The 20554-nt window shown below is 71.1% G+C and carries 23 protein-coding genes; 10 read left to right on the top strand and 13 right to left on the bottom strand.

All coding sequences use genetic code 11. The features are described from left to right. Window positions 1–38 precede the first annotated feature (38 nt). Window positions 39–134, top strand: a complete 96-nt coding sequence (locus ACFSKW_RS01410) for an aromatic-ring hydroxylase C-terminal domain-containing protein (protein ID WP_379568240.1) — start codon at window positions 39–41, stop codon at window positions 132–134. A 117-nt stretch (window positions 135–251) separates the two neighbouring features. On the opposite strand, the gene ACFSKW_RS01415 is transcribed toward ACFSKW_RS01410, so the two are convergent. Both ACFSKW_RS01415 and ACFSKW_RS01420 read right to left on the bottom strand, forming a co-directional pair. Then, window positions 252–1949 (bottom strand): CDGSH iron-sulfur domain-containing protein, encoded by a 1698-nt coding sequence (locus ACFSKW_RS01415; protein WP_379568242.1) that lies wholly within the window; start codon window positions 1947–1949, stop codon window positions 252–254. Continuing rightward, a complete protein-coding gene (locus ACFSKW_RS01420) occupies window positions 1946–2245 on the bottom strand; it encodes an antibiotic biosynthesis monooxygenase family protein (RefSeq protein ID WP_379568244.1) in 300 nt (99 codons plus the stop codon). The genes ACFSKW_RS01415 and ACFSKW_RS01420 overlap by 4 nt, the downstream gene beginning before the upstream one ends. 79 nt (window positions 2246–2324) lie before the next feature. Between ACFSKW_RS01420 and ACFSKW_RS01425 the strand changes: the two genes are divergently transcribed. Next, entirely contained in the window at window positions 2325–2897 is a 573-nt protein-coding gene (locus ACFSKW_RS01425; protein ID WP_379568246.1) for a TetR/AcrR family transcriptional regulator, read from the top strand. A gap of 25 nt (window positions 2898–2922) precedes the next feature. Here ACFSKW_RS01425 and ACFSKW_RS01430 read toward each other — a convergent pair whose 3' ends face one another. Together ACFSKW_RS01430 and ACFSKW_RS01435 are read right to left on the bottom strand one after the other, a co-directional pair. Then, a complete protein-coding gene (locus ACFSKW_RS01430) occupies window positions 2923–3378 on the bottom strand; it encodes a DUF6463 family protein (RefSeq protein ID WP_379568248.1) in 456 nt (151 codons plus the stop codon). Then, window positions 3375–3995 (bottom strand): DUF2867 domain-containing protein, encoded by a 621-nt coding sequence (locus tag ACFSKW_RS01435; RefSeq protein ID WP_379568250.1) that lies wholly within the window; start codon window positions 3993–3995, stop codon window positions 3375–3377. The genes ACFSKW_RS01430 and ACFSKW_RS01435 overlap by 4 nt, the downstream gene beginning before the upstream one ends. 34 nt (window positions 3996–4029) lie before the next feature. Between ACFSKW_RS01435 and ACFSKW_RS01440 the strand changes: the two genes are divergently transcribed. Beyond that, window positions 4030–4638, top strand: coding sequence for a TetR/AcrR family transcriptional regulator (locus tag ACFSKW_RS01440; RefSeq protein WP_379568252.1), 609 nt, complete (start codon window positions 4030–4032; stop codon window positions 4636–4638). Window positions 4639–5139: 501 nt separating this feature from the next. Here ACFSKW_RS01440 and ACFSKW_RS01445 read toward each other — a convergent pair. From ACFSKW_RS01445 to ACFSKW_RS01485, 9 genes are all read right to left on the bottom strand, one after another. Further along, window positions 5140–6450 (bottom strand): hypothetical protein, encoded by a 1311-nt coding sequence (locus tag ACFSKW_RS01445; RefSeq protein ID WP_379568254.1) that lies wholly within the window; start codon window positions 6448–6450, stop codon window positions 5140–5142. A gap of 257 nt (window positions 6451–6707) precedes the next feature. Continuing rightward, complete coding sequence (locus ACFSKW_RS01450; protein ID WP_379568255.1) at window positions 6708–8234, bottom strand: carboxylesterase/lipase family protein; 1527 nt, start codon at window positions 8232–8234, stop codon at window positions 6708–6710. Window positions 8235–8318: 84 nt separating this feature from the next. Continuing rightward, window positions 8319–9098, bottom strand: coding sequence for a MauE/DoxX family redox-associated membrane protein (locus ACFSKW_RS01455; RefSeq protein ID WP_379568257.1), 780 nt, complete (start codon window positions 9096–9098; stop codon window positions 8319–8321). 9 nt (window positions 9099–9107) lie between these two features. After that, the gene (locus ACFSKW_RS01460) at window positions 9108–9704 is read right to left on the bottom strand and encodes a cell wall protein (protein WP_379568258.1); all 597 of its coding nucleotides are present in this window, start codon (window positions 9702–9704) and stop codon (window positions 9108–9110) included. A gap of 10 nt (window positions 9705–9714) precedes the next feature. Then, window positions 9715–10164: an RlpA-like double-psi beta-barrel domain-containing protein gene (locus ACFSKW_RS01465; RefSeq protein ID WP_379568260.1), complete on the bottom strand. Its 450-nt coding sequence runs from the start codon at window positions 10162–10164 to the stop codon at window positions 9715–9717. 130 nt (window positions 10165–10294) lie between these two features. Next, window positions 10295–11236: an ROK family protein gene (locus ACFSKW_RS01470; RefSeq protein ID WP_379568262.1), complete on the bottom strand. Its 942-nt coding sequence runs from the start codon at window positions 11234–11236 to the stop codon at window positions 10295–10297. After that, on the bottom strand, window positions 11233–12411 hold the full coding sequence (locus ACFSKW_RS01475) for a sugar ABC transporter permease (protein ID WP_379568264.1): 1179 nt from the start codon (window positions 12409–12411) through the stop codon (window positions 11233–11235). The genes ACFSKW_RS01470 and ACFSKW_RS01475 overlap by 4 nt, the downstream gene beginning before the upstream one ends. Next, window positions 12408–13127 carry an ATP-binding cassette domain-containing protein gene (locus tag ACFSKW_RS01480; protein ID WP_379568266.1) on the bottom strand — a complete coding sequence of 240 codons (720 nt, stop codon included), beginning with the start codon at window positions 13125–13127 and terminating at the stop codon, window positions 12408–12410. Before ACFSKW_RS01480 ends, ACFSKW_RS01475 begins: the two co-directional genes overlap by 4 nt. Beyond that, window positions 13128–14216 carry a sugar ABC transporter substrate-binding protein gene (locus ACFSKW_RS01485; protein WP_379568268.1) on the bottom strand — a complete coding sequence of 363 codons (1089 nt, stop codon included), beginning with the start codon at window positions 14214–14216 and terminating at the stop codon, window positions 13128–13130. It abuts the gene before it with no gap. 113 nt (window positions 14217–14329) lie between these two features. On the opposite strand from ACFSKW_RS01485, the gene ACFSKW_RS01490 reads away from it, so the two are divergent. The 7 genes from ACFSKW_RS01490 to ACFSKW_RS01520 all read left to right on the top strand — a co-directional run bounded on the left by ACFSKW_RS01490 (window position 14330) and on the right by ACFSKW_RS01520 (window position 20510). Next, window positions 14330–15493 carry an ROK family transcriptional regulator gene (locus ACFSKW_RS01490; RefSeq protein ID WP_379568270.1) on the top strand — a complete coding sequence of 388 codons (1164 nt, stop codon included), beginning with the start codon at window positions 14330–14332 and terminating at the stop codon, window positions 15491–15493. A gap of 143 nt (window positions 15494–15636) precedes the next feature. Further along, complete coding sequence (locus tag ACFSKW_RS01495) at window positions 15637–16158, top strand: SigE family RNA polymerase sigma factor (RefSeq protein WP_379568272.1); 522 nt, start codon at window positions 15637–15639, stop codon at window positions 16156–16158. Continuing rightward, a complete protein-coding gene (locus tag ACFSKW_RS01500) occupies window positions 16155–17381 on the top strand; it encodes a hypothetical protein (protein WP_379568274.1) in 1227 nt (408 codons plus the stop codon). The genes ACFSKW_RS01495 and ACFSKW_RS01500 overlap by 4 nt, the downstream gene beginning before the upstream one ends. Before the next feature lie 114 nt (window positions 17382–17495). Beyond that, entirely contained in the window at window positions 17496–17846 is a 351-nt protein-coding gene (locus ACFSKW_RS01505; protein WP_379568276.1) for a YciI family protein, read from the top strand. Continuing rightward, entirely contained in the window at window positions 17843–18184 is a 342-nt protein-coding gene (locus ACFSKW_RS01510; protein WP_379568278.1) for a YciI family protein, read from the top strand. The genes ACFSKW_RS01505 and ACFSKW_RS01510 overlap by 4 nt, the downstream gene beginning before the upstream one ends. Next, window positions 18165–19358, top strand: a complete 1194-nt coding sequence (locus tag ACFSKW_RS01515; protein WP_379568280.1) for an RNA polymerase sigma factor — start codon at window positions 18165–18167, stop codon at window positions 19356–19358. Before ACFSKW_RS01510 ends, ACFSKW_RS01515 begins: the two co-directional genes overlap by 20 nt. Window positions 19359–19856: 498 nt before the next feature. Beyond that, entirely contained in the window at window positions 19857–20510 is a 654-nt protein-coding gene (locus ACFSKW_RS01520; protein WP_379568282.1) for a lysophospholipid acyltransferase family protein, read from the top strand. Window positions 20511–20554: the final 44 nt, after the last annotated feature.

The following is a 20554-nucleotide window of genomic DNA, read 5'->3' on the forward strand; positions in this document are numbered from 1 at the left end:
CTTCCGGTCGTCGCTCCTGCGAGAAGCGGTAACGCAGGATGCTGCTGGTGCGCCCCGACGGCTTCGTGGCCTGGCGGGGGACGGCGCCGGGCGACCTGCCGGACGTCATGTCCCGGCTGTTCAGGCTGCCGTAGCGGAGCCCGGCCGCATCGCGATGGCCCCGGACAGGCCGACCGACGGCGCCTCCCCTTCGACCGGCCGGGCAGCCGACGCCGCCCTGCGATCCTCCGTGAGCCCCGGGAGGGCGCTGATCAGGGCGCGTGGCCCTCGGCGACCCAGCGGGCGAAGAGGTCGACGTGCTCGGCGGGCCAGGCGCCGTCGCAGGGCATGCTGCCCTTGCGGAGCCGCGCCAGGATGGCGTCGGCGTGCCGTACGACGTCGTCGTGGGACCACAGGTCGAAGACGAAGCTCATCGACCTGCGGTCCATCGCGCGGAACAGCGGCTTGATGTGGTCGGCGAAGCCGACCGGCTCGTCCGATGCGGGAAGGCGCACCTCTGTCCTTTCGACGGGTGGGGCCAGCGCGGAGACGCGCGAACCCGGTCTGGCCTCGCACACCCACCACCATTGCGGCACCGGCATGTGCGGCGGCGGTGTCGCGCCGGGCTGGGAGTTCTCCACCGCGATCCTGGAGCCCCATTCGACGTAGGCGGCGAAAGCGGCGCGGAACTCGGGATCGGTGGGCAGACCCGCGTCGTCGGCGGCCCGGCTGATGAGCTGCGCCCAGCGGGATCGCCACTGTTCGGTCAGCGCCTTGCCCGCGTGCTCGGCGACCATGTGGTCGTAGCCGCCGTACTGCTCCGTGTAGAGCTTGGGGCCGCCGAAGGTCTCGGCGAGCCAGGCGGCGACACGCTGGGGATGGTCCGGCGACATCCGGGCGAACAGCGGCCCGAGCAGGTCGTCGTGCGGAACGTACTTCTCGTAGAAGATGCGGGTCATGCGTGTCAGGGCGGGCAGCCCTCCGGCCCACTCGAACAGCGTGGGATCCTCCGAGAGCGGCGGGTCGGCGAAACCGACGTGGTAGTGCATGCCGCTGCAGATCGGCTTGTTCCGCGACTGGCCGCACCGGCAGAGGCTGTAGTGCTCCCTGGAGGCGTCGCCGTCGAGCGGGATGCCGCCGGTGATCCGGTACGGGCCGTCCTTGGACACCTCGATCGCGGGCTCGCGTCGCGGGGCGGGGGCCGTCCTGCCGTCGATCGCCTGCCCCAGTGCGCCGGACGGGCAGGCCCGTACGGCGCGGACGATCTCGTCGGCCCTGCCGCCGCTGGGCGCCACGAACGGCTCCTCCCCCACCCGGAACACGGTGGGCAGCCGGTCGGTGCAGAAGCCCGAGTGGGCGCAGATGCCCCGGTTGTCGAGCACGGTGACCTGCACGCCCTCGTAGGACTCCTGCCGGTCGGGCACCCGGGCGGGATCCTTGTCGCCCTTGAACCCGATGCGGGCGTGGCTGCCGTCGCACAGCGGCTTGACGGTGGACGCGCCGCATCGGCACAGGGCCATCTGCGGGAACGTCTGGATGGGCTCGCCCAGCCAGTTGGTGATCTTCGTGGCGTTGGTGACCAGGTACGGCCCGTCGGCCGCGACGTCGATCCGCGTCTCCAGACCGCCTTGGAGGCCGGCCAGCTCCTCGATCCTGGCCGCCATCGACTCGGCGTCCTCGGCGAACAGGCACGCCAGGTGCTGTAACGCGGCCGTCGCCTCGATCAGGCCGTCGGGAGCTCCCGGCAGGGCGCGCAGGCGCGTCGCGTCCTTGGCCAGTTCCCACAGCCGCTCGGCGGGCGAGCCGGTCTCGGCGACCTCGGGCTCTGCCCCGGCCTCCGGGTCCGGCCTCGTCGCGGCTTCCGCGACGGCGGCGGCGAGGGGCCGGATCACCGTCTCGGCCAGCGGCTCGCCGGGCGCCAGGTCGCGGTCGAGCAGGCGCGCCCGCGCCAGCAGGGCAGCCGTGCTCATCGCGCCCCGAACAGCGCGGTGTAGTGCTTCATCTCCTCGATCTGCGAGAAGAAGGGCTTGACCGCGGTGAAGAACTCGCCGAACCGGGCGCTGCGGCGAAAGCCCTGCTCGTGCCCCTCGACCGAGTCCCATTCGATGCGGACGGTGTAGTGCTCGGGCTCCTCGACGCCGCGGGCGATCTCGTAGGCCAGGCAGTGCGGGTCGTCGTCGAGGACGCTCGACGCCGTCTTGTACGCCTGCTCGAACTCCTCGGCCCGGTCGGATGGAACGGTGTATCGGATGTACTCGATGACCACGATAGAACCTCTTCAGTACTGTGGTGCGAGACGAACTTTCATTACATTACAGCATTGTAATGAAACTAGGGGCTGGATCATGACACGTAGGACCGGGCGAGCGCGGGACTCCTCCATCGACGACCGGATCCTGGCCGTCGCCCGACGGCATCTGTCGGTGTACGGATACGAGCGCATGTCGCTGGCCGCCGTCGCGCAGGAGGCGGGCACCACCCGTCCCGCCCTGTACCGCCGCTGGCCGGGCAAGGCCGAGCTCGCCGCCGCGGCGGTCGCGAGCATGGCCGAGGAGGAGGAAGTGAGGCCGCCACGGGATCCCTACACCGCCCTGGTGGCCGAACTCGCCGACTTCGAGCGCGGGGTCTCCAGGCCCGGCAGGCTCTCACTCGTCGGCAGCATGCTCCAGGACACGACGCAGCCCGAGGTCCTGGCCCGCTACAGAGCCCGCGTGGTGGCCCCGCGACGACGCCGCATCCTGGCCATCCTCGAGACCGCCAGGGACGGCGGCCTCATCGACGCGGACGCCGACCTGGAGGTCGCCGTCACCATGTGCACGGGAAGCTGGTACGGCCGCGCGCTGGCCGGGTCCACCCCGCCGCCGCGCTGGCCGGAACGGACCGCGGCCCTGGTCTGGCGCGCCCTCGGCGGCCGGTGACGACCGGCTCCGCCGAGGGCGCGCATCACGCCAGGTCCACCTCCCGGTCCCTGACCGCTCCCGACCGATCCTCCTTCCGCGCCGCGACGACGATGAACGCCCCGGCGACGACCCCTGCGAAGAACGGGCTCGGCACCAGAAGGACGCCGCCCAACGCACACCACGCCGCGAGGCCCCAGCCGATCCCCGCGGGCACCGCCACCCCGCGTCCGGCGAGATGCCATGTCAGGCAACCCAGGAGGATCAGCGGCACCGCGAAGCTTCCCGGGCCTGCCCAGAAGGTGACCTCGTTCTGAAGGGCCCCCGCCGTCCGAACGGCGCCCCCGTCCGCGAGCGCGAGCGGGACGGCCGCCCACATCCCCCGATCCACCCAGCCGGCGACGTCCTCCCTGGCGACGAGCGCCAGCAAGGACAGGTGCCCTGCTCCCAGCACGAGCATGATCCCGCTCGCCCAGCGGAGCAGCCGCTTTCTGGATTTCATCGTGACCTTCCTTCTTCGCACCGGGCCTGCGCCCGGTCGCGGTCGCTCCAGGCCCGTTCCCACCGCCGGGTCAGCGCCGGGTAGACGATGAGGTAGCGGAAAGGCGCGATGGCGGCCATGTAGAGCCGCCCGAACCATCCGTTGGGCTTGACGAGGACGGCCATCCGCAGCTCATGGTCGCCGTTCGCCCCCTGAACCCAGCCGAGATGCATCACGGTGTGCACGGTCTTGTTCGCCAGCTCGCGCGCGCACTCCATGTCGAGCTCGTAGACCGCCTTGAGAGGCATGCTCTCGCTGTCCGGGCCGCGGGGAGCGTCGCGGAGGTCGGCGGGCAGGCGGTCGCGGATCGAGGCGACCCGCGCACCGACGCCCGCCGATGGCTTGTCCCAGCCGAGAAGCGCGCCGAGCCTCCACCTGACGGCGAACAGGAACCTCGCGGGCCAGGGCTGCTTGGCGAGTCCGCCGGCCGCTCGCATCGCTGCGAGCATCGCGGGGAAGTCGCCGGGTCCGGCCCCCGGAGTGCGGAACGACCACACATCCTCGACCGCGAAGTCGCTGGTGAGTTCGTGGATGCGCCACGGCTGCTCGGTGTAGGTGGCCTCTGCGAGTCGCGGCAAGGGTTCGACCTCTCATGTATACGGTGCCGTACATTTGATATGTACGGTAACGTACAATTTCAAGGCGATCAATGGAGGTGTCCGGATTCCCGCTGCGACCCGCACCACACGAGCCCGCTGGATAGAGGCGGGCCTCGAAGCCCTCGCCGAGGGAGGACCCGACGCGGTCCGCGTCGAGACGCTCGCCTCCAGGCTCGGCGTGACGAAGGGCGGCTTCTACGGGTACTTCGACGGCCGTCCCGCGCTGCTCGCGGAGATGCTGGACGAGTGGGAACGCCGCTGCACCAGAGAGGTCCTCGCCCAGGTCGCGGCCGAAGGCGGCGACGCCGCCGAGAGGATCAGGCGCGTCGGCCAGCTGACCTTCTCAGAAGACCTTCACCGGATCGATCTCGCGGTCAGGGCCTGGGCTCGCCATGACCAGTCCGTCGCGGCACGCCTGCGGCGTATCGACAACGAGCGCATGGACTTCCTGCGGAAGATGTTCGGCACGTTCATCACCGACCCCGACGAGATCGAGGCACGCAGCACCCTGGCGTTCGCGCTCGCGATCGGCCGCCACTTCATCGTCGCCGACCACCCTGGGTACACCACCCGCGACGTCGTCCACCTCGCGGGTGAACACCTCTTGCGCCCGCCACGGTGACCACCGTGTTCGCGCCTCGTCACCATCAACCATGGGGCGCCCCACCGCGCTCGGGTTCGCCCCCGGACCAGAACCCCCGTCAAGTCGACGCCCAACGCCAGGCTGGGACGGCCGCCGGGCACCTCCACACCGGGGGTGCCGCCGGGCGCGCCCGAGCCGGAGCAGCCGCCGGGCATGTCCACGTCGGCACGGCCTCCGGGGCCGAAACGTCCCGGCCGCCGGCCGTACGCACGGGCGGCGGTCTTGCCGGTACGCGCGGGCGGCGGTGCGGCCGGTACGCGCGGGCGGCGGTCTTGCCGCCCGCGCCCCGGTCGAAGGGGCGGCCCGTCCGGGCGCCGGGCCCGTCTCGCCCGGCGCCTCCACGATGCCGGTGAACGCACCGTGCAGCGGATCGATGACATGGTTCTTCGTGCCCCGCTCGACCGTCCTGAGCCACCTCGACAGGACCGGCATCGACTCCCCGGCCCCGCGCGGCGAGCGGATCACCCCCGGATCGACGGGTCAGTACTCGTAGGCCCCTGCCTCGATGGCGCCGTCCTTGCCCACGGTGACCCCGGCCAGGTCGAGGTCGTTGTAGACGGTGACGCCGAGCCCGATGGCCGGGCTCCCCGCGCGCAGGCGCAGGGGGTTGGCGGGGTCGAACAGCGGGTCCTTGTGGACGTTGTTCGTCCCTGCCGGCATCTGGTACTGGCCGCCGAAGAAGACGTTGTGGTGGTTGTCGGTGAAGCCGGCCTCGGCGTAGCCGCTCTTCTTCGCCGCGACGACGACGTTCTGCGCCAGCGACAGGTGCTCGTTGGTGCAGCCCGCGTCGCAGACGACGCCTTCGGCCTGCGCGTTCGGCAGATTGATCGAGTTGTTGCGGAAGACCGTGCCGAACACCGGCCCGTTGGACTCGATGCGGCCGTCGTCGTGCCGCGGGCCTCGGGTGATCAGGCCCGCCCTGCCCTTGGAGCCGTAGATCGCGTTGTACTCGAAGACGTTGCCCGAGGTCCCGTCGGGGTCGTTGGTGCTGCCGTCGTCGTTGGTGGAGGTCCCGAGCTCGGTGAAGGTGTCGTTGTCCACCGCGATGTTGTGGTGGACGCGGTTGCGGGAGCCGAGGAAGATCTCGACCGCCGCGCCGTCCAGCTCGTAGTCGTAGCTGAAGGCGATGGAGCCCTTGATGGTGTTCCAGCCGATGTTGGAGTCGTCGCCCTGCACCAGGATCGCGAAGGCGCCCGAGTCGTCGTTCGGATGCTCTTCCTTGGGGGTGAGCGTGCTCATGTGGTTGTTGTTCACGAACTCGTTGGCGGTCACCGCGGTGTACTGGGCGGAGGTCTCGATGTAGACGCCCGCGGCCGCGCCGGTGACGTAGTTCTTCTCGATCACGTTGTCGGTGCCGGTGACCTTGATCCCGGCCCAGGAGCACCGTCCCGCGTCCTGGTCCACGCCGATCTGCAGGTTGTAGACCTCGAGGTAGCTGCCTTGGAGGTGGACGCACGCCTCGGTGTCGCCCTTGACGATCGGCCTGGCCCCGGCGCCGTAGGCGTCGACGACGATGGGGCTCGCCGCGTTGCCCGACTCCGTCAGCGACAGCCTGCCGGACCAGGAGCCGCCCCGGCGCAGCAGCAGCTTGGCTCCGGGGGGCAGGACGGCGGAGGAGGCCTTGGCCAGGGTCTTCCACGCGGTGGTCTGGGAGGTGCCCGCGGCCGCGTCGTTCCCGCTGACGCTGTCGAGGTAGTACACGGGAGCGGCGGTCGCGGACGCGGAGCCCGCCCAGAGGCCCGCGGTCACGAGCGCGAGTGCCACCGCACCCGCCGCGTATGTCCTTAACACTGAGTTCCTCACCTCACAACGAAGATCAATTGGACGTGCGGCACTCACCCTAATCGAGCGGATCCCGGATGGACAGAGAAAAGTGGGAGCGCTCCCACTTTGCATCGGTCCATCTCGGGCAGGGGTCCGTGGCACCGGGTGGACAGGCCGCCGGCATGGGGGCACGGGCCACGTCGAGCCCTTTCCCGCGCCACGGGATGACGCCGTGGCCGGCGGAGCGCCGGAGAAGGTCCCGGCACTCCGCCGACCGGCTCACGCTACTTCCAGAAGCCGAGCCGGTGCTCCGCCGCGTAGTCGATCGGCCGGATCGCCCCAGGCGCGAGCGACTGGGTGCCGTGCCCCAGCGTGCGCCAGACCGGCAGCCCGCGGCCGTTGGGTGAGCCGGTGCGGGCGAAGTTGGTCCAGTAGCCGAGCATCTGCTCCGACAGCCTCTCCTGGGCCTGGCTCAGCGCGCCCTTGTTCTCCGGGAAGAGGTACTGCAGGTCGGCGGCGTGAAAGGCGCCCCAGTCGAAGTCCGCCTCCAGCGGCAGGAACATCGGCGCCTCACGATCGGCGAACTCGAAGCCGTAGACGGGGACGCGCCTGGCCAGCAGCGTGTTCTGCTCGTGGGTGCCCCGCGCCCACAGCCGGTCGGTCATCACGGCCGCCCACGCCTGGCTGGGCGAGGCGTAGGACGAGAGCGGATATCTACGCATCACCCGTCCCGCGTCCTTGCCGAACGCCGTCGCGACCAGCGTGCCGTACTGCTCAGCGGTGACCGGCTTGCCCGCCACGTCATAGTTCATCCCGACGAAGATCCGGTGCTCGTCGCGGGTGGCGCCCGCCAGCACCGGCACCCGGTGGAAACGGCCCGCGCGGATCGCCGTGGAGGGCAGCTCGGGCAGCACCCGGTTGCCGTAGGCGTACACCTGGAAGGCGTTCATGATCTGCGGCACCTCGAGGATCTTCTTCACCGGCAGCGCGCGCAGGCACGCCAGGTCGCGGCAGCCCAGCTTGTCGGCGTACACCTTCCCCACCGCCTCAGCGTCCTCGGCGCTGCGCCAGGCGAAGGTCGGCGCGGCGGGCATGCCGGGGATCATGCTGCCCGCCGGCATGTCCATCATCGTCTCGCCGCTCTGCATGGCCACCCGCTGTACCAGCCCCCTCGCGCCGGGCGAGGTGAGATGGCCGCCGATGGCCAGCGCGCCGAAGGAGACGCCGAACGCGGTGACGTTCGACGGGTCGCCGCCGAAGGTCGCCGCGTTGCGCCGCACCCAGCGCAGCGCCTCCTGCTGGTCCTGCAGGCCGTAGGTCCCGCCGTCCTTCAGGCCCGGGTAGCCGAAGCCGCTGAACACGCCGAGCCGGTAGTTGATCGTCACGACGACCACGCCGCGGGAGGCGAGCTTGCGCGCGTCGGAGAAGTGGCCGGCGCCGACGGCCCCGTCGCCGTGGATCCACACCATGACCGGGCGCTTGTGCCCCGGCTTGCTCGGGGTGGTGACGTTGAGGACCAGGCAGTCCTCGTTCGTGCTGGAGATCGGGGCGTAGACGGAGCCGACCTGCGGGCACATCGGGCCGGGCTTCGTGGCGTCCTTCACGCCGCTCCAGCTCCTGGCGGGCCGGGGACTCTGCCACCGGCCCGCGGTCGCGTAGGGGATGCCTTGAAAGAGCCGGTGCTGGCCGGTCACCACACCGCGCACGGCTCCTGTGTCGGTTCTGACGACCGCGGGATCCGGTGGCCGATGCTCCGTGGCCTGGCCTGTGAGCAGCCCGGACGCGGCGAGTGTCGCAAGGAGGATTCGCATGCCTCAACGTTGCTGGATCGGCCACCAGGCCAGAAGGTCCATCGATCCACGATGACCCAGGACGAAAGTCCCGGCCGTGGGGACTCAGGCGGCCGCGGGCTCGTCGACGAGGGCGACGCGGACGGCCGCGGGGTCGTCGCCGGACAGGGGGATCGCGAAGATCGCCGTTCTGCCGCCCGCGGCGGCGTAGCTGGCGAAACGGTGGACGTCCTCGTCCCACACGTCCTGGACGTCCGAGGTGAGGTGCGCGGAGGCCGTGCAGTAGGCGGGGCTGAGATAGAGCAGGCGCAGCGACGTCTCCAGCGGAACGTCCTGCGGCGGCGGTACGGCGAGCGGCCGGCGCAGCCGTACGAGGAACTGGCGCAGCGGCCGCAGCCAGTGGCGGTCCAGTTCGGGCGACAGGCCCAGCAGGGCGACGGCCTCGGCCGCTCCCAGGAGGACGAGCAGGGTGTCCGGCCGGAACGGCGTCGCCCACACGGCGGTGACGCTCATGGCCAGCAGGAGGCCGGCGCGGGTGAAGGCGCGCCAGTTCACGGGCTGGGCGTGCGCGCCCAAGCAGCCGCAGGACGACGTGGGCGTGGCCAGGGAGGAGTAGGTGAGGTAGCCGAGGAATCCGATGGAGAGCGCGGTCGCGGCCGCGCCCTCCGCGGGTAAGGCGGGCGGCGCCAGCAGTGCGGCCGCCACTGCCAGCTCCACCAGCCCGATGAGCCGGAACGTGGGGATCGCGCGCGCCGAGCCGACCAGCAGGGCCAGGGCGGTCTGCCCGGCTTGCGATCGCATCCGCCGGTCGAGGAGTTTGAGCAGGGCCGCCCAGACGAGGAAGGCGGCGATCAGATACGGCTGCAGCGCGGCGATCCCTTGCATGTGGCGCTCCTAGTGAGGGGAGAAGACGGTGGCGATGTCGACCTCGTTGGTGTCCGGCCGCCAGGCGCCGAGGATCTGCACGTGCTGGCCTACGCGCAGCAGCGACAGGTCCGTGGAGGGCGGCGAGTCGGAGTGGATGGCGACCGACCTACCGGGCACGACGTGGCAGAGGACCTCCTTGCCGTTGTGGTCGAGGTGGATCTTCTCGCTGGTGATGTTCTGCACATGGCCCTTGATGTTGACGATGTTGAGCCACACCGACTCGGCCGCGAGCACCCCGTCCGGCATGCGCACGCCTCTTGCGTAGAGCCCGTCACCGGGCTTGGCCTGGTCGAAGCCGACCGGGCCGAGCTTCCAGAGGCTCGTGCCGTCGACGACCCTGATGTTGTGGAACACCAGGTTCGAGCCCATGACGAGAAGGACGTTGTCCTTGATGGAGCGGATCCGGCCCTCGGCGAAGTCGGGGTCGGGGGCGCCAGGCTCGGCCTGCGGCGCCGTGGCGCCGAAGGCGGCCTCGGCGCCGAGCGAGCCGAGCGCGGTCGCGGCGACGACGCTGGCGCCGCCCCCGAGCACGGCGGACTTGAGCATCTGCCTTCTGCTGGTCATCCTCAGCCCCCTAGGCGGTCGAGATCTCGCATGGACGCAGCCCGGTGGACAGGCTGGCGATCTTGCTGTACGCCGCCGGGGTGAGGTCGATCAGGCGGTTGCTGGCGCAGGTCGCGCCGCAGCAGCTGCGCTCACCGCAGAACAGGTCCGTCTGCGGGCCGCAGTCGGCGATGGCGGTGATGACGCTGGCGCCGCTGCACAGCGCCGTGGTCTTGTGGCGGAATCCGCAGGTCCGCCGGGAGAGGGAGTCGCCGCATCTGTCCGGGCGGGTGATCGCCCAGCAGGCGTCGGAGGTGTTGGGCCACGCGTGCTGCATGCTGCCCGAGTTGCAGGTGCCGCAGGCTCCCTTGCCGGTCGTGCTGCACGGGCCCCAGGCCGTCCCGCAGCAGAACCACGAGACTTCCCCTAGAACGGGGCCGAGTAAGTCGATGGGCGGGTCGGTGGGCTTGCTGCGCGCCATGCGCGTCCTCCTTGGGTGGCTTCTGACGGTCCCCCGATGAAGGTGCAGCTGGTGTCTGAAACTTTCCGACTCGATCTATGAGTACCATGTAAGTAAGTTTCGTCAATGCCCAAATCCGGCCACCCGACGATCACGCGTGCCGTACGGGATGCGGCTCCGCCGCGGCGCGGGCCAGCGCGAAGGCGCCGAGCAGCGGGGCGTCGTCGGCGAACCTGGCCGGCCTCACCTCTGGCGGGAAGGGCACCACCCTGCGCAGCTCGGCCACCAGGCGGGGCATGATGCGGTCGGCCGCGCCCATCATGCCGCCGCCGACCACCAGGCGTTCGGGGTCGAGGGCGACGCAGAGGTTGGCGACGCTCATGGCGAGGGTGGCGAGCATCTCCTCCACCAGCTCGGCCGCGCCGAGCCGTTCGGCCGGCTCGGCGTCACGGACGGGCGCCGGGTGGCCGGCCAGCCCGAAAAGAGTCGCCGCGGTGACGGGCCGGCCCAGCTCGGCCGAGCCCCTGCCGGCCAGTCCACCGCCGGAGACGCGTTCCTCCAGCGGCGCGCGGCCTTCTGCGAAGGCGGGCTCGCCGGGGGCCACCAGCTGGTAGCCGATCTCGCCCGCCGCGCCGTGCGCGCCCGCGACGACCCGCCCGCCGACCACCAGCGCGGCCGCCAGCCCGGTGCCGAGGTTCAGGTAGACGCCGGTGGAGACGCCGCGCAGCGCACCCCATCGCAGCTCCGCCGCTGCGGCGGCGTTGACGTCGTTGTCGATCGCCACCGGCGTTCCGCCGTAGGCGCGGCCCAGCAGCCTGGGCAGCTCCAGACCGTCCCAGCCCGGCACGTTCGGTGCCAGCCGTACCCGGCCCTCCCTGATCACGCCGCAGGTCGAGAAGCCCACCGCGATGGGCGAGCCGATCAGGTCCCGCGCGGTCGCGAGCACCCGCTCAAGCAGGTGGGCGCCGGGCGGCGAGCCGTTGAGCGTGTCGATCTCCAGGCGGACCCGCTCGGTGATCTCCGGGCCGTCGGACTCGGACAGGCCGATGGCGACCTTGGTGCCGCCCACGTCGATGCCGAGGACGCGGGTCACCGGGCGTTGCCCCTGCGTGCCATGGAGTCGATCGCCACGGCCAGCGCCAGCACGCCGGCCGTCACCATGAACCGCACCGAGGAGTCCACGTTCAGCAGCAGCATCCCGTTGGTGATCGACTGGATGACCAGGATGCCGAGCAGGGCCGCGTACGGCCGCCCGCGCCCGCCGAACAGCGACGTGCCGCCGATCACCGCCGCCGCGATCGCCATCAGCAGGATGTCGCTCCCGCCGGAGGCCTGGTTGACCGCCGACAGCCTGCTGGCCGCGAGGATGCCGCCGAACCCGGCCAGCACCGAGGCGAGCACGAACGCCAGCACCCTGATGCGCGTCACGCTGATGCCCGCCCGCCTGGCCGCTTCGGCGTTGCCGCCCACAGCGTAGATCCACCGGCCGAACACCGTGTGCCTGAGCACGAGGTCGAGCGCGACGACCAGGGCGCCGAAGATGACCAGCAGAAGCGGCACGCCGCGATCGGCGGACAGCACCGCGACGGCCGCCGCGAGCGCCACGCCCAGTCCGGCGATCTTCACCAGCGTCCAGGGGAGCGGCGCGGCCGGCAGCGCGGCCGCCGTGCGGGCACGCCTGGCGATCAGGCCCGCGGCCGCGTAGGCGCCTACGAGCACCGCCACCAGCGCCCAGGCCATCGCCGGAGGCAGCCACGTGTCGCTCAGCCGGGAGACGAACCCGTCGAACGGCAGGTTGATGGTCCCGCCCCTGCCGAGCAGGTACAGCAGCAGGCCCTGCCAGCCGATCAGCCCTGCCAGCGTCACCACGAACGAGGGCATCCTGAGCTTGGTGTGCATGAGCCCGTGCAGGAGCCCGATCGCGAGCGCGGCCGCCAGCGCCACCGCGATGGCCGCCATCGGATGCCAGCCCTGCTTGACGTACAGGATCGTCATCACGACCGCGCACAGGCCGCTGACCGAGCCGGCCGACAGATCAATCTCGCCCAGCAGCAGCACCATGATGATGCCGAGGGAGATCGTGCCCGTGGCCGCGAGCTGCAGCGCCAGGTTGGTGAGGTTCTCCGCCGACAGGAAGTGCTCGTTGAGCGTCCCGAAGACGATGGCGATCGCGAGCAGCCCGCCCACGACGGGCCACGCCCCCAGATCGCCCCTGCGCAGCAGCCCACCGGCCGTGTACGGCTTGCGGGCCAGCGTGTCGGTGCTCATGCGGACGCTCCCGTGATCGCGGCGACGATGTCCTCCTGTGTCGCCTCGGCCGTGACGAACTCGCCGGCGTTACGGCCGAGCCGCAGCACCACCACCCGGTCGCTCACCGCGCACACGTCGGCCAGGTTGTGCGAGATGACCAGGACCGCGAGCCCGCGGTCCCGAAGCCGCCTGATCAGGGACAGCACCTGCGCGGTCTGCTCCACGCCGAGCGCGGCGGTCGGCTCGTCCAGGATGACCAGGCGTGGCTCGCCGACGAGCGCCCTGGCGATCGCCACCGACTGCCGCTGGCCGCCCGACAGGGCGGCGACCTGCACCCTGATGTCCTTGATCCGCACGTCGAGCGAGGTCAGCAGGTCGCGCGCGGCACGTTCCATCTTCAGGTGGCTGAGTACCGACCAGCGGCGCCGCTCGGCGCCGAGGAACAGGTTGGCGACCACGTCGAGGTTCTCGCAGAGCGCGAGGTCCTGGTAGACGGTCGACACGCCGAGCGCCTGGGCGTCACGCGGGGTGGCGACGCGGACGGGGCGGCCGTCCACGGTGATCGTGCCCGCATCCGGGGTGACGACCCCGGCGATGGCCTTGACCAGCGTGGACTTGCCCGCCCCGTTGTCGCCCATGAGCGCGACGACCTCACCGGGACGCAGGTCGAGGTGCACGCCGTCGAGCGCCTGGACCGCGCCGTAGGCCTTGGAGATACCGGTGGCGGTGAGCATCTACTGGATTCCCGCCTTCGCGCAGGCGTCCTTGACCTCGCCGGTGCAGATCTCCTCGGCCTTGTAGAACCCGTCCTTCACGATCGTGTCCTTGATCTTGTCCTTGGTGACGGGGATCGGGTCGAGCAGGAAGGCCGGGATGTCGGCGGTGCCGTTGTTCACCTTGGCCGGTGCGGCCGGTCTCTGACCCTTGGTGAGCGCGACGGCCAGCTCGGCGGACTTCTCCGCCTCCGCCCTGATGTCCAGGTAGATGGTCATGTACTGCTCACCGGTGAGGATGCGCTGGACGGCGGCCAGCTCGGCGTCCTGGCCGGTGATCGGCGGCAGTTCGGTGTAGCCCGCGCGCTTCATCGCCGCGATCGCGCCGCCGGCCATGCCGTCGTTGGCCGACAGCACTCCCACGATCTTGTCCCTGCCGAGGGCGGTGATCGCCTGCTCCATCTCCTGCTGGGCCTTGTCGGGGCTCCAGTCGGGGGTGTCGAACTCGCGGCCCACCGTCACCTTGCCGTCGAGGACGTTGTGCGCGCCCTTCTTGTAGTCGGCGGAGCTCGGGTCGGTGGTCGCGCCGTGGATCATCACGATCTCGCCCTTGCCGGCCGTACCCTTGGCGGTGAGCGCGTCGAGCAGCGCCTGGCCCTGCATCTCGCCGACCCGCACGTTGTTGAAGGAGACGTAGTAGTCGTAGCCGATGCCGGAGATCAGCCGGTCGTAGGCGATGACCGGCACCTTCTTCTGCTTGGCCTGGTTCACCAGCGGGGCCACCGCGCCCGCGTCGACCGCATCGAGCACCAGCACGTCGGCGCCCTGGGTGAGCGCGGCCTCGACCTGCTGCTGCTGTTTGGCCGCGTCCTGGTCGGCGTTGCTGTACAGGACCTTGCAGGTGGCGCAGAGCTCCTTGACCTTGGCCTCGAACAGGGGCCGGTCGAAGGCTTCGTATCTGGTGGTCTTCGATTCGGGCAGGAAGAGCGCTATCGTCGCCGCTTCCTCGGCCTTCGGGGCGGCCGCTGCGGCACCGCTCCCCGTATTCCCGCCGCAGGCGGCGGCCAGCAGGGCCGCCGCGACAGGGATCGCTCGCCATGATCGGTGCATTGGTCATCGTCCTCTCGGTGTTCCCCGAGGTGTGTCCCTAGTAAGAAAGGTTATTTACTACCATGGGAGTTGGCTAGCCTTTGTCGGAGATCACTGAAGAGGAGGGCCGGAATTTGCGGCGCGATCTGGGCAACCCGCGGCTGCTGCGGGTGATGAACGAGCGCACGCTGCTCGGCCGGCTGCACGATCACGGGCCCGCCTCGCGAGCCGAGCTGGCCAAGGTGACCGGACTGTCCAAGCCCACCGTGTCGGCCGCGCTCGCGGGCCTGGAGGAGGACGGGCTGGTCCACCTGGTCGGCGAGGTGTCGGGCAGGCCCGGCCCCGTGACCTCCCTCTACGACATGAACGCGAGATCGGCGTACGTCGCGGGCGTCGACATCGGCCGCGACTGGATCAGGGTGGCCGTCGCCGACCTGCGCGGCTCCTTCGTCGGCCGGCGCGACGGCCGCAACCTGGCCAGGAGCACCGCCGATCTGGCGCTGCAGGTCCGCGAGCTCGCGCTGGCCGCCGCCGCCGACGCGGAAGTGTACTGGCCGCAGGTCACCTGCGTGGTCGTCGGCAGCCCCGGCGTCTACGACCCGGCCGGCGGGCGGCTGGACTTCGCGCCGAACCTGCCGGGCGCCGACCTGGTGGCCCGGCTCAGAGCGGCGCTGGAGCTCGACCCGGTCATCGAGAACGACATCAACCTGGCCACGGTCGGCGAGCACGACTACGGCATGGGCAAGGGCAAGGCGAACTTCGCGCTCGTCTCGATCGGCACCGGCGTGGGCATGGGCATCGTGGTCAACGGCGAGCTGTACGTCGGGGCGCGCGGCGCGGCCGGAGAGGTGTCCTACCTGCCCGTCGCCGAGGACGTCGGATCCGACAGGGAGGCGTTCGAACACGGCTCGACCGAGTCGGTGGCGTCCGCGCCGGGCGTGGTGCGGGCCGCCCGGCTCGCGGGACTCCGCATGGACACGGCCAAGGACATCTTCGCGGCGGCGGCGCGCGGCGACGTGGTGGCGCACGGGGTGGTGGAAGCCGAAGGGCGGCGCATCGGCGGGCTGATCGTCACCGTGGCCGCGATCCTCGACCCCGAGATCATCGTGCTGACCGGCGGCGTGGGGCGCAACCTCGAACTGCTCGGGAAGGCCATCGAGCGGCGGATCGGGGAGCTGGGACCGCTGCGTCCCCAGGTCGTGGCGAGCACGCTGGGCGACAGCGGTGTCCTGCTCGGCGCCGTGGCCCGCGCGCGCCACAGGGCCTGGGACCTGATCTTCGAGGCCCGGCGCGGCTAGCGGTCTCGGCTGCTCCCGAACCCCTCCACCGCGCCGGCCGTGAGCACGAGCGCGGAGGATCGGGAAACCCGATCCAGAAGGCAGGCATAGCACCGACACCCGGTGAGCGTCTCCAGGACGACAACCGAACTGTGGAGGTGATCGTGGACGCCGCAGCAGAGCGACGTTTCCGCGACTTCGTGGCGGCGCGCTCCCCCGCGCTGATGCGCCTGGCCTTCCTACTGGCGGGAGGGGACCAGCACGCGGCCGAGGACCTGCTCCAGAGCGCGCTGGCCAAGACGGTCGCCAGGTGGCACGCGGTGGAGGAACCTGAGGCTTACGTGCGCCGGGTGATGTACCGCCAGCAGGTCTCCTTGTGGCGGCGGGCCGGCGGCAGGAGGGAGACCGCGGTCGCGCGACCGCCGGACAGGGCCGTCCAGGACGCCACACCCGCCGTCGACGTGCAGATCGTCGTACGGCGGGCGCTTGCCAGGCTCACCAGGCGGCAGCGCGCCGTGCTGGTCCTGCGCTACTTCGAGGATCTCCCGGAGGCGGAGGTGGCGGCGGTCCTCGGCTGCTCGGTGGGGACCGTGCGCAGCACCACTCACAGGTCGCTGGCCAGGCTCAGGACTCTCGCGCCCGAGCTGGCCGAGCCGTACAACATGATCGGGGAGGCGCTGGCATGACGATCGACGATGTCGTGAAGGAGACCCTCGGCCGCTGGGCGGACGAGGCGCAGGTCCCTCAGGGGCTCGCCGACCGGGCGCTCGGCGGACGCAGGCGGGGCCGGATCAGGACGTTCGCGGTGATCGCAGGGGCCACCGCGGCCGTCGTCGCGGCCGCGGTGACTGTTCCCGCCACGATCCAGGACACCACCGGCACCCAGATCGTCCTCGCGAGGACGGGCCTGCTCGCCGACGGCCCCGCCATCACGCTGCCCGAGCTCACGGAGGTGTCGGCCGATCCTGACGCCTCCCCGCCCACCAGGCTGGTGTCGACCCCCGAGGTCGCCCTGTACGCCTACTACGTCTGGGACCACGAGAAGATCTCCGACAAGCGGCAGATCCTCAAGCGGACCTGGTACCTCTACAACCCGGCCACGGCGGCCTACGAGAAGACCCCGTGGGCCATGGTCGACGTCGCCCCCGGCGGGTACGTCGCGGTGCTGGAGGAGCAGCAGGCTCGCAGGGTCGGCGTGCTGAGTCCTGACGGACAGGCGCGGTGGGTCGACCTGGAGCGGCCGGCCTCCACTGTCCAGTGGTCTCCCGACGGCGGCAGGCTGCTGCTGACCAGCTACGCCGCCAATCCCGACGAGCAGGGCCGTGAGGACGAGAACGGATCGGCGGAGATCGTCCGGGTCGCCCGGACCGGATTCTCCGTCGTGGACGTGGCGACCGGTCAGGCCGCCTTCCGCCCCCTGGCCTCGGACGAGGACATGTACGAGCAGGACCTGCGATGGAGCGACGACGGGACGCTGATCTGGGAGCAGGGCGGCGCTCAGCCGCCCTCGAGGCGCTTCTACGACCTGGAGGGCAGGCCGCACGAGGCCCCGCCGAAGGCGGTGACGACCCACCAGAAGGCGGGGCTGTCGCCGGGGGGCAGGACGCTGGCCACCGACAGTCCCGACAAGGGCGCGGTCGTCGGGCTGGCCGACGTGGCCACGGGAAGGGTCACGGCGCTCAAGCCCGTCGCCGGCCACTGGATCGAGCAGGCCCTCGCCTGGTCGGGCGAGGACAGGCTGGTCACCTGGGCCTGCGAGCTGGAGGGCACGGACGGCTGCCGGATCAGCGAGTTCCGCAACCGCCTGCTGCTGGTCGACGCCGACGGAGGCGGGGCGGTCCCGCTCACCGGGTTCAGGGAGAACAGCCAGCAGCCCGGCTCGTGGGAGCCGCTCTTCGCCCGCCGCTGATCGGCCCTGCCATACCCGCGCGAGATTTCTCCCTCCGTTTGGTCGAACCCGTTTGTCGAAACGCGGACCGGTCGCGCGTCATGGGAGTGAAAGCATCACCGCGGAGGGACAGTCATGAAATATCTGTTGCTGGTGACCGGCGACGAACGGTCATGGGCCGAGGCGGGCCCCGAGGAGCGCAAGGCCGTCTACGAGCAGTGGGGCGCCTTCACCACGATGCTCGAGGAGCGTGGCGCCAACAGGGGAGGACAGGAGCTCGCCCACTCCTCCACCGCCACCACGATCAGGAAGGAGGGCGACAAGGTACTGGTCACCGACGGGCCCTACGCCGAGACGGTGGAGCAGATCTCCGGCTACGTGCTGGTCGAGGCACGGGACGTCGACGAGGCGGTCGAGCTCGCACTCGCGCTGCCGTCCGACGGCGTCGAGATCCACCCGGTCGTGGCGCAGGAGGTGCGGCCGTGAAGTACGCGCTGCTCCTCTACGGGAACCAGGAGACCTGGAGTAACGCCACGCCCGAGCAGAGACAGGAGACCATCGCCGCGCACGGCCGCTTCATCGAGCTACTCAACGAACGCGGCGCCTTCCTCGACGGCGAGGAGCTCGGCACGGGGGCAGCGGTGAGCCTGCGCAAGAAGGACGGCCAGGTGCTGCGCACCGACGGACCGTTCGTGGAGACCGTCGAGCACCTGGGCGGCTACTACGTGGTCGAGGCCAGGGACCTCGACGAGGCCATCGAGTACGCCAAGGCGTGCCCCGAGCGGATCGTCGAAGTGCGGCCCGTTGTCGAATACCAGGAATGACGCGGTCGAGCAGGCCTACAGGGAGCACTGGGCGCGCCTGCTCGCCCTCCTCACCGCCGAGCTGCGCGACCTGGACCTGGCCGAGGAGTCGCTGCAGGACGCCTTCGCCAGGGCCGTCTCGGCGTGGCCGCCGATCCCAGGCAACCCTGCGGCGTGGCTGCTGACCGCGGCTCGCCGCAGGGCCGTCGACCGGCTCCGCCGTACGGCGGTGGCGGCCCGCAAGCTGCCGCTGCTCATGGTCGAGGAGGAACCCGTCCAGGACGACCGGCTGCGGCTGATCTTCACCTGCTGCCATCCCGCGCTGTCGATGGAGGCGCGGGTGGCGCTGACGCTGCGGTGCGTGGGCGGGCTGACCACGCGGCAGATCGCCAGGATGTTCCTGGTCAGCGAGCCGACCATGGCCGCCAGGATCACCAGGGCCAAGAAGAAGATCAGCCAGGCGGGCATCCCGTACCGGGTGCCCGCCCGCACCGAGCTGGCCGAGCGGCTGGACGGGGTGCTGGCGGTGCTCTACCTGATCTTCACCGAGGGCTACGCGGCGACCGAGGGGTCCACGCTGATCAGGGACGAGCTGGCGGTGGAGGCGATCGCGCTGGCCAGGATGCTGGTCTCGCTGCTGCCCGACAGCGGCGAGGCGCGGGCGCTGCAGGCGCTCATGATGCTGCACCACGCCCGCAGGCACGCCCGCGTCGACGCGGCGGGCCAGCTGGTCACCCTGGCCGAGCAGGACCGCTCGCTGTGGGAGCGGGCCGAGATCGAGGAGGCGCTCGGCCTGCTGGTCCCCGGCCCGCCGGGCCCCTACCTGCTGCAGGCCGCGATCGCGGCCGAGCACACCTCGGCGGCCAGGGCCGAGGACACCGACTGGGCGGCCATCGCCACCCTGTACGGCCTGCTGGAGGAGCTCACGGGCTCGGCCGTCGTACGGCTGAACCGCGCCGTCGCCGTCGCCGAGGCGACGGGCCCCGCCGAGGGGCTGGCCCTGCTCGAAGGGCTGGAGACGGCACTGCCCCACCACCACCTGCTGCCCGCCACCCGCGCCGAGCTGCTGCGCAGGCTGGGGCGGCTGGAGGAGGCGGTAGGCGAGTACGGCAGGGCGCTGGCGCTGGTCGGGACCGCGCAGGAGCGGGAGTTCCTGCTGACCAGGCGCACCGAGACCGAACGCCTGCTGTCCTGACCGTCCCCGGGCGGGGCGCCCCCGCATCGCGGACGCGGGCACGCCGAGGCCGCGCGAAGGTCGGTGAAGATCGATGACGTGGTCGTCACCGTGCCCGGCGGCAGGCGGGCCACCTGCGGTCAGCACTGATTTCCCCTCTGGTTATGCCAAAGCCGTCTGTGCCGCCGTGACCTGCGCGTTCACCGCCCCGCGGTACCGTCCGGCGGTGGATGATGACTCGCTCTTGGGGCTGGATGGAATAGCGACCACCGGATGTCCGTTAGAGTCGACAAGGCCGCTGTGGTCTGTGTCCCCCGGGCCGCAAATTACCGCCTTCACGGAATACCGTTCGGCTGGAGCCGTGTTGTGCATCTCGCCGAGGAGGCGACCGCCACAGCGGCCTTGATCGTCGCGACGGCGCTCCACCCACCGGGTGGGGCGTCGTCGTCGTGTAGGGACGTGGCGCGGCACGCGGCGCATTAGGGTTGGCTTCGCCGTCCCCACGATCCAGGAGAGCCGTTGCTGTACGAGATGGTGAAGTTCGTCGCCGCGCCGATGGCGCACGTGATGTGGCGCCCGCACATCTCCGGTGCCTACCACGTTCCCGCCAAGGGCCCCGCCATCCTGGCGGCCAACCACCTGGCAGTGATCGACTCCTTCCTGCTGCCCGCTCTCCTGCCGCGCCACGTGACCTTCGCGGCCAAGAGCGAGTACTTCTCCGGCAACCCCGTCTCGCAGTGGTTCATGCGCCTGGGCGGCAGCCTGCCGACCGACAGGGAGACGGCCACCGCCGCGCAGGCCATGCTCGACGGCGCGGCCGAGCTGCTGGAGCGGGGCGAGCTGTTCGGCATCCACCCCGAGGGCACCCGCTCCCCCGACGGGCGCCTCTACCGCGGCAAGATCGGTGTCGCGTGGCTGGCGCTGAAGACGGGCGCGCCGGTGCTGCCCGTGGCGCTGTCCGGCACGGAGAAGGTCCTGCCGGCCGGAGCCAAGGTGCCGCGCTTCGCCAAGATCGGCATCAAGATCGGCGCTCCGATGACCTTCAAGGGCGACTACAAGAACGCCCGCGACCGGCGCAGGGTCACCGACGAGATCATGGTGGAGATCCAGAAGCTGTCGGGGCAGGAGTACGTCGCGGCCTACGCCGCGAGCGTCAAGGCTGGCATGTCCTGAATTCCCGCCGCTAAGCTCGTGAGCCAATCGAGGACATGGGGGAT

This window comes from Nonomuraea mangrovi (assembly GCF_042681425.1).
GTDB lineage: Bacteria > Actinomycetota > Actinomycetes > Streptosporangiales > Streptosporangiaceae > Nonomuraea > Nonomuraea mangrovi.

Excerpts from the sequence above, each read along its gene's own strand:
- ACFSKW_RS01480 (WP_379568266.1), bottom strand. The coding sequence starts at position 13,127 with ATGCTCACCGCCACCGGTATCTCCAAGGCCTACGGCGCGGTCCAGGCG.
- ACFSKW_RS01505 (WP_379568276.1), top strand. The coding sequence starts at position 17,496 with ATGAAATATCTGTTGCTGGTGACCGGCGACGAACGGTCATGGGCCGAG.
- ACFSKW_RS01475 (WP_379568264.1), bottom strand. The coding sequence starts at position 12,411 with ATGAGCACCGACACGCTGGCCCGCAAGCCGTACACGGCCGGTGGGCTG.
- ACFSKW_RS01430 (WP_379568248.1), bottom strand. The coding sequence starts at position 3,378 with ATGAAATCCAGAAAGCGGCTGCTCCGCTGGGCGAGCGGGATCATGCTC.
- ACFSKW_RS01465 (WP_379568260.1), bottom strand. The coding sequence starts at position 10,164 with ATGGCGCGCAGCAAGCCCACCGACCCGCCCATCGACTTACTCGGCCCC.
- ACFSKW_RS01415 (WP_379568242.1), bottom strand. The coding sequence starts at position 1,949 with ATGAGCACGGCTGCCCTGCTGGCGCGGGCGCGCCTGCTCGACCGCGAC.
- ACFSKW_RS01500 (WP_379568274.1), top strand. The coding sequence starts at position 16,155 with ATGACGATCGACGATGTCGTGAAGGAGACCCTCGGCCGCTGGGCGGAC.
- ACFSKW_RS01455 (WP_379568257.1), bottom strand. The coding sequence starts at position 9,098 with ATGCAAGGGATCGCCGCGCTGCAGCCGTATCTGATCGCCGCCTTCCTC.
- ACFSKW_RS01485 (WP_379568268.1), bottom strand. The coding sequence starts at position 14,216 with ATGCACCGATCATGGCGAGCGATCCCTGTCGCGGCGGCCCTGCTGGCC.
- ACFSKW_RS01460 (WP_379568258.1), bottom strand. The coding sequence starts at position 9,704 with ATGACCAGCAGAAGGCAGATGCTCAAGTCCGCCGTGCTCGGGGGCGGC.
- ACFSKW_RS01410 (WP_379568240.1), top strand. The coding sequence starts at position 39 with ATGCTGCTGGTGCGCCCCGACGGCTTCGTGGCCTGGCGGGGGACGGCG.
- ACFSKW_RS01425 (WP_379568246.1), top strand. The coding sequence starts at position 2,325 with ATGACACGTAGGACCGGGCGAGCGCGGGACTCCTCCATCGACGACCGG.
- ACFSKW_RS01450 (WP_379568255.1), bottom strand. The coding sequence starts at position 8,234 with ATGCGAATCCTCCTTGCGACACTCGCCGCGTCCGGGCTGCTCACAGGC.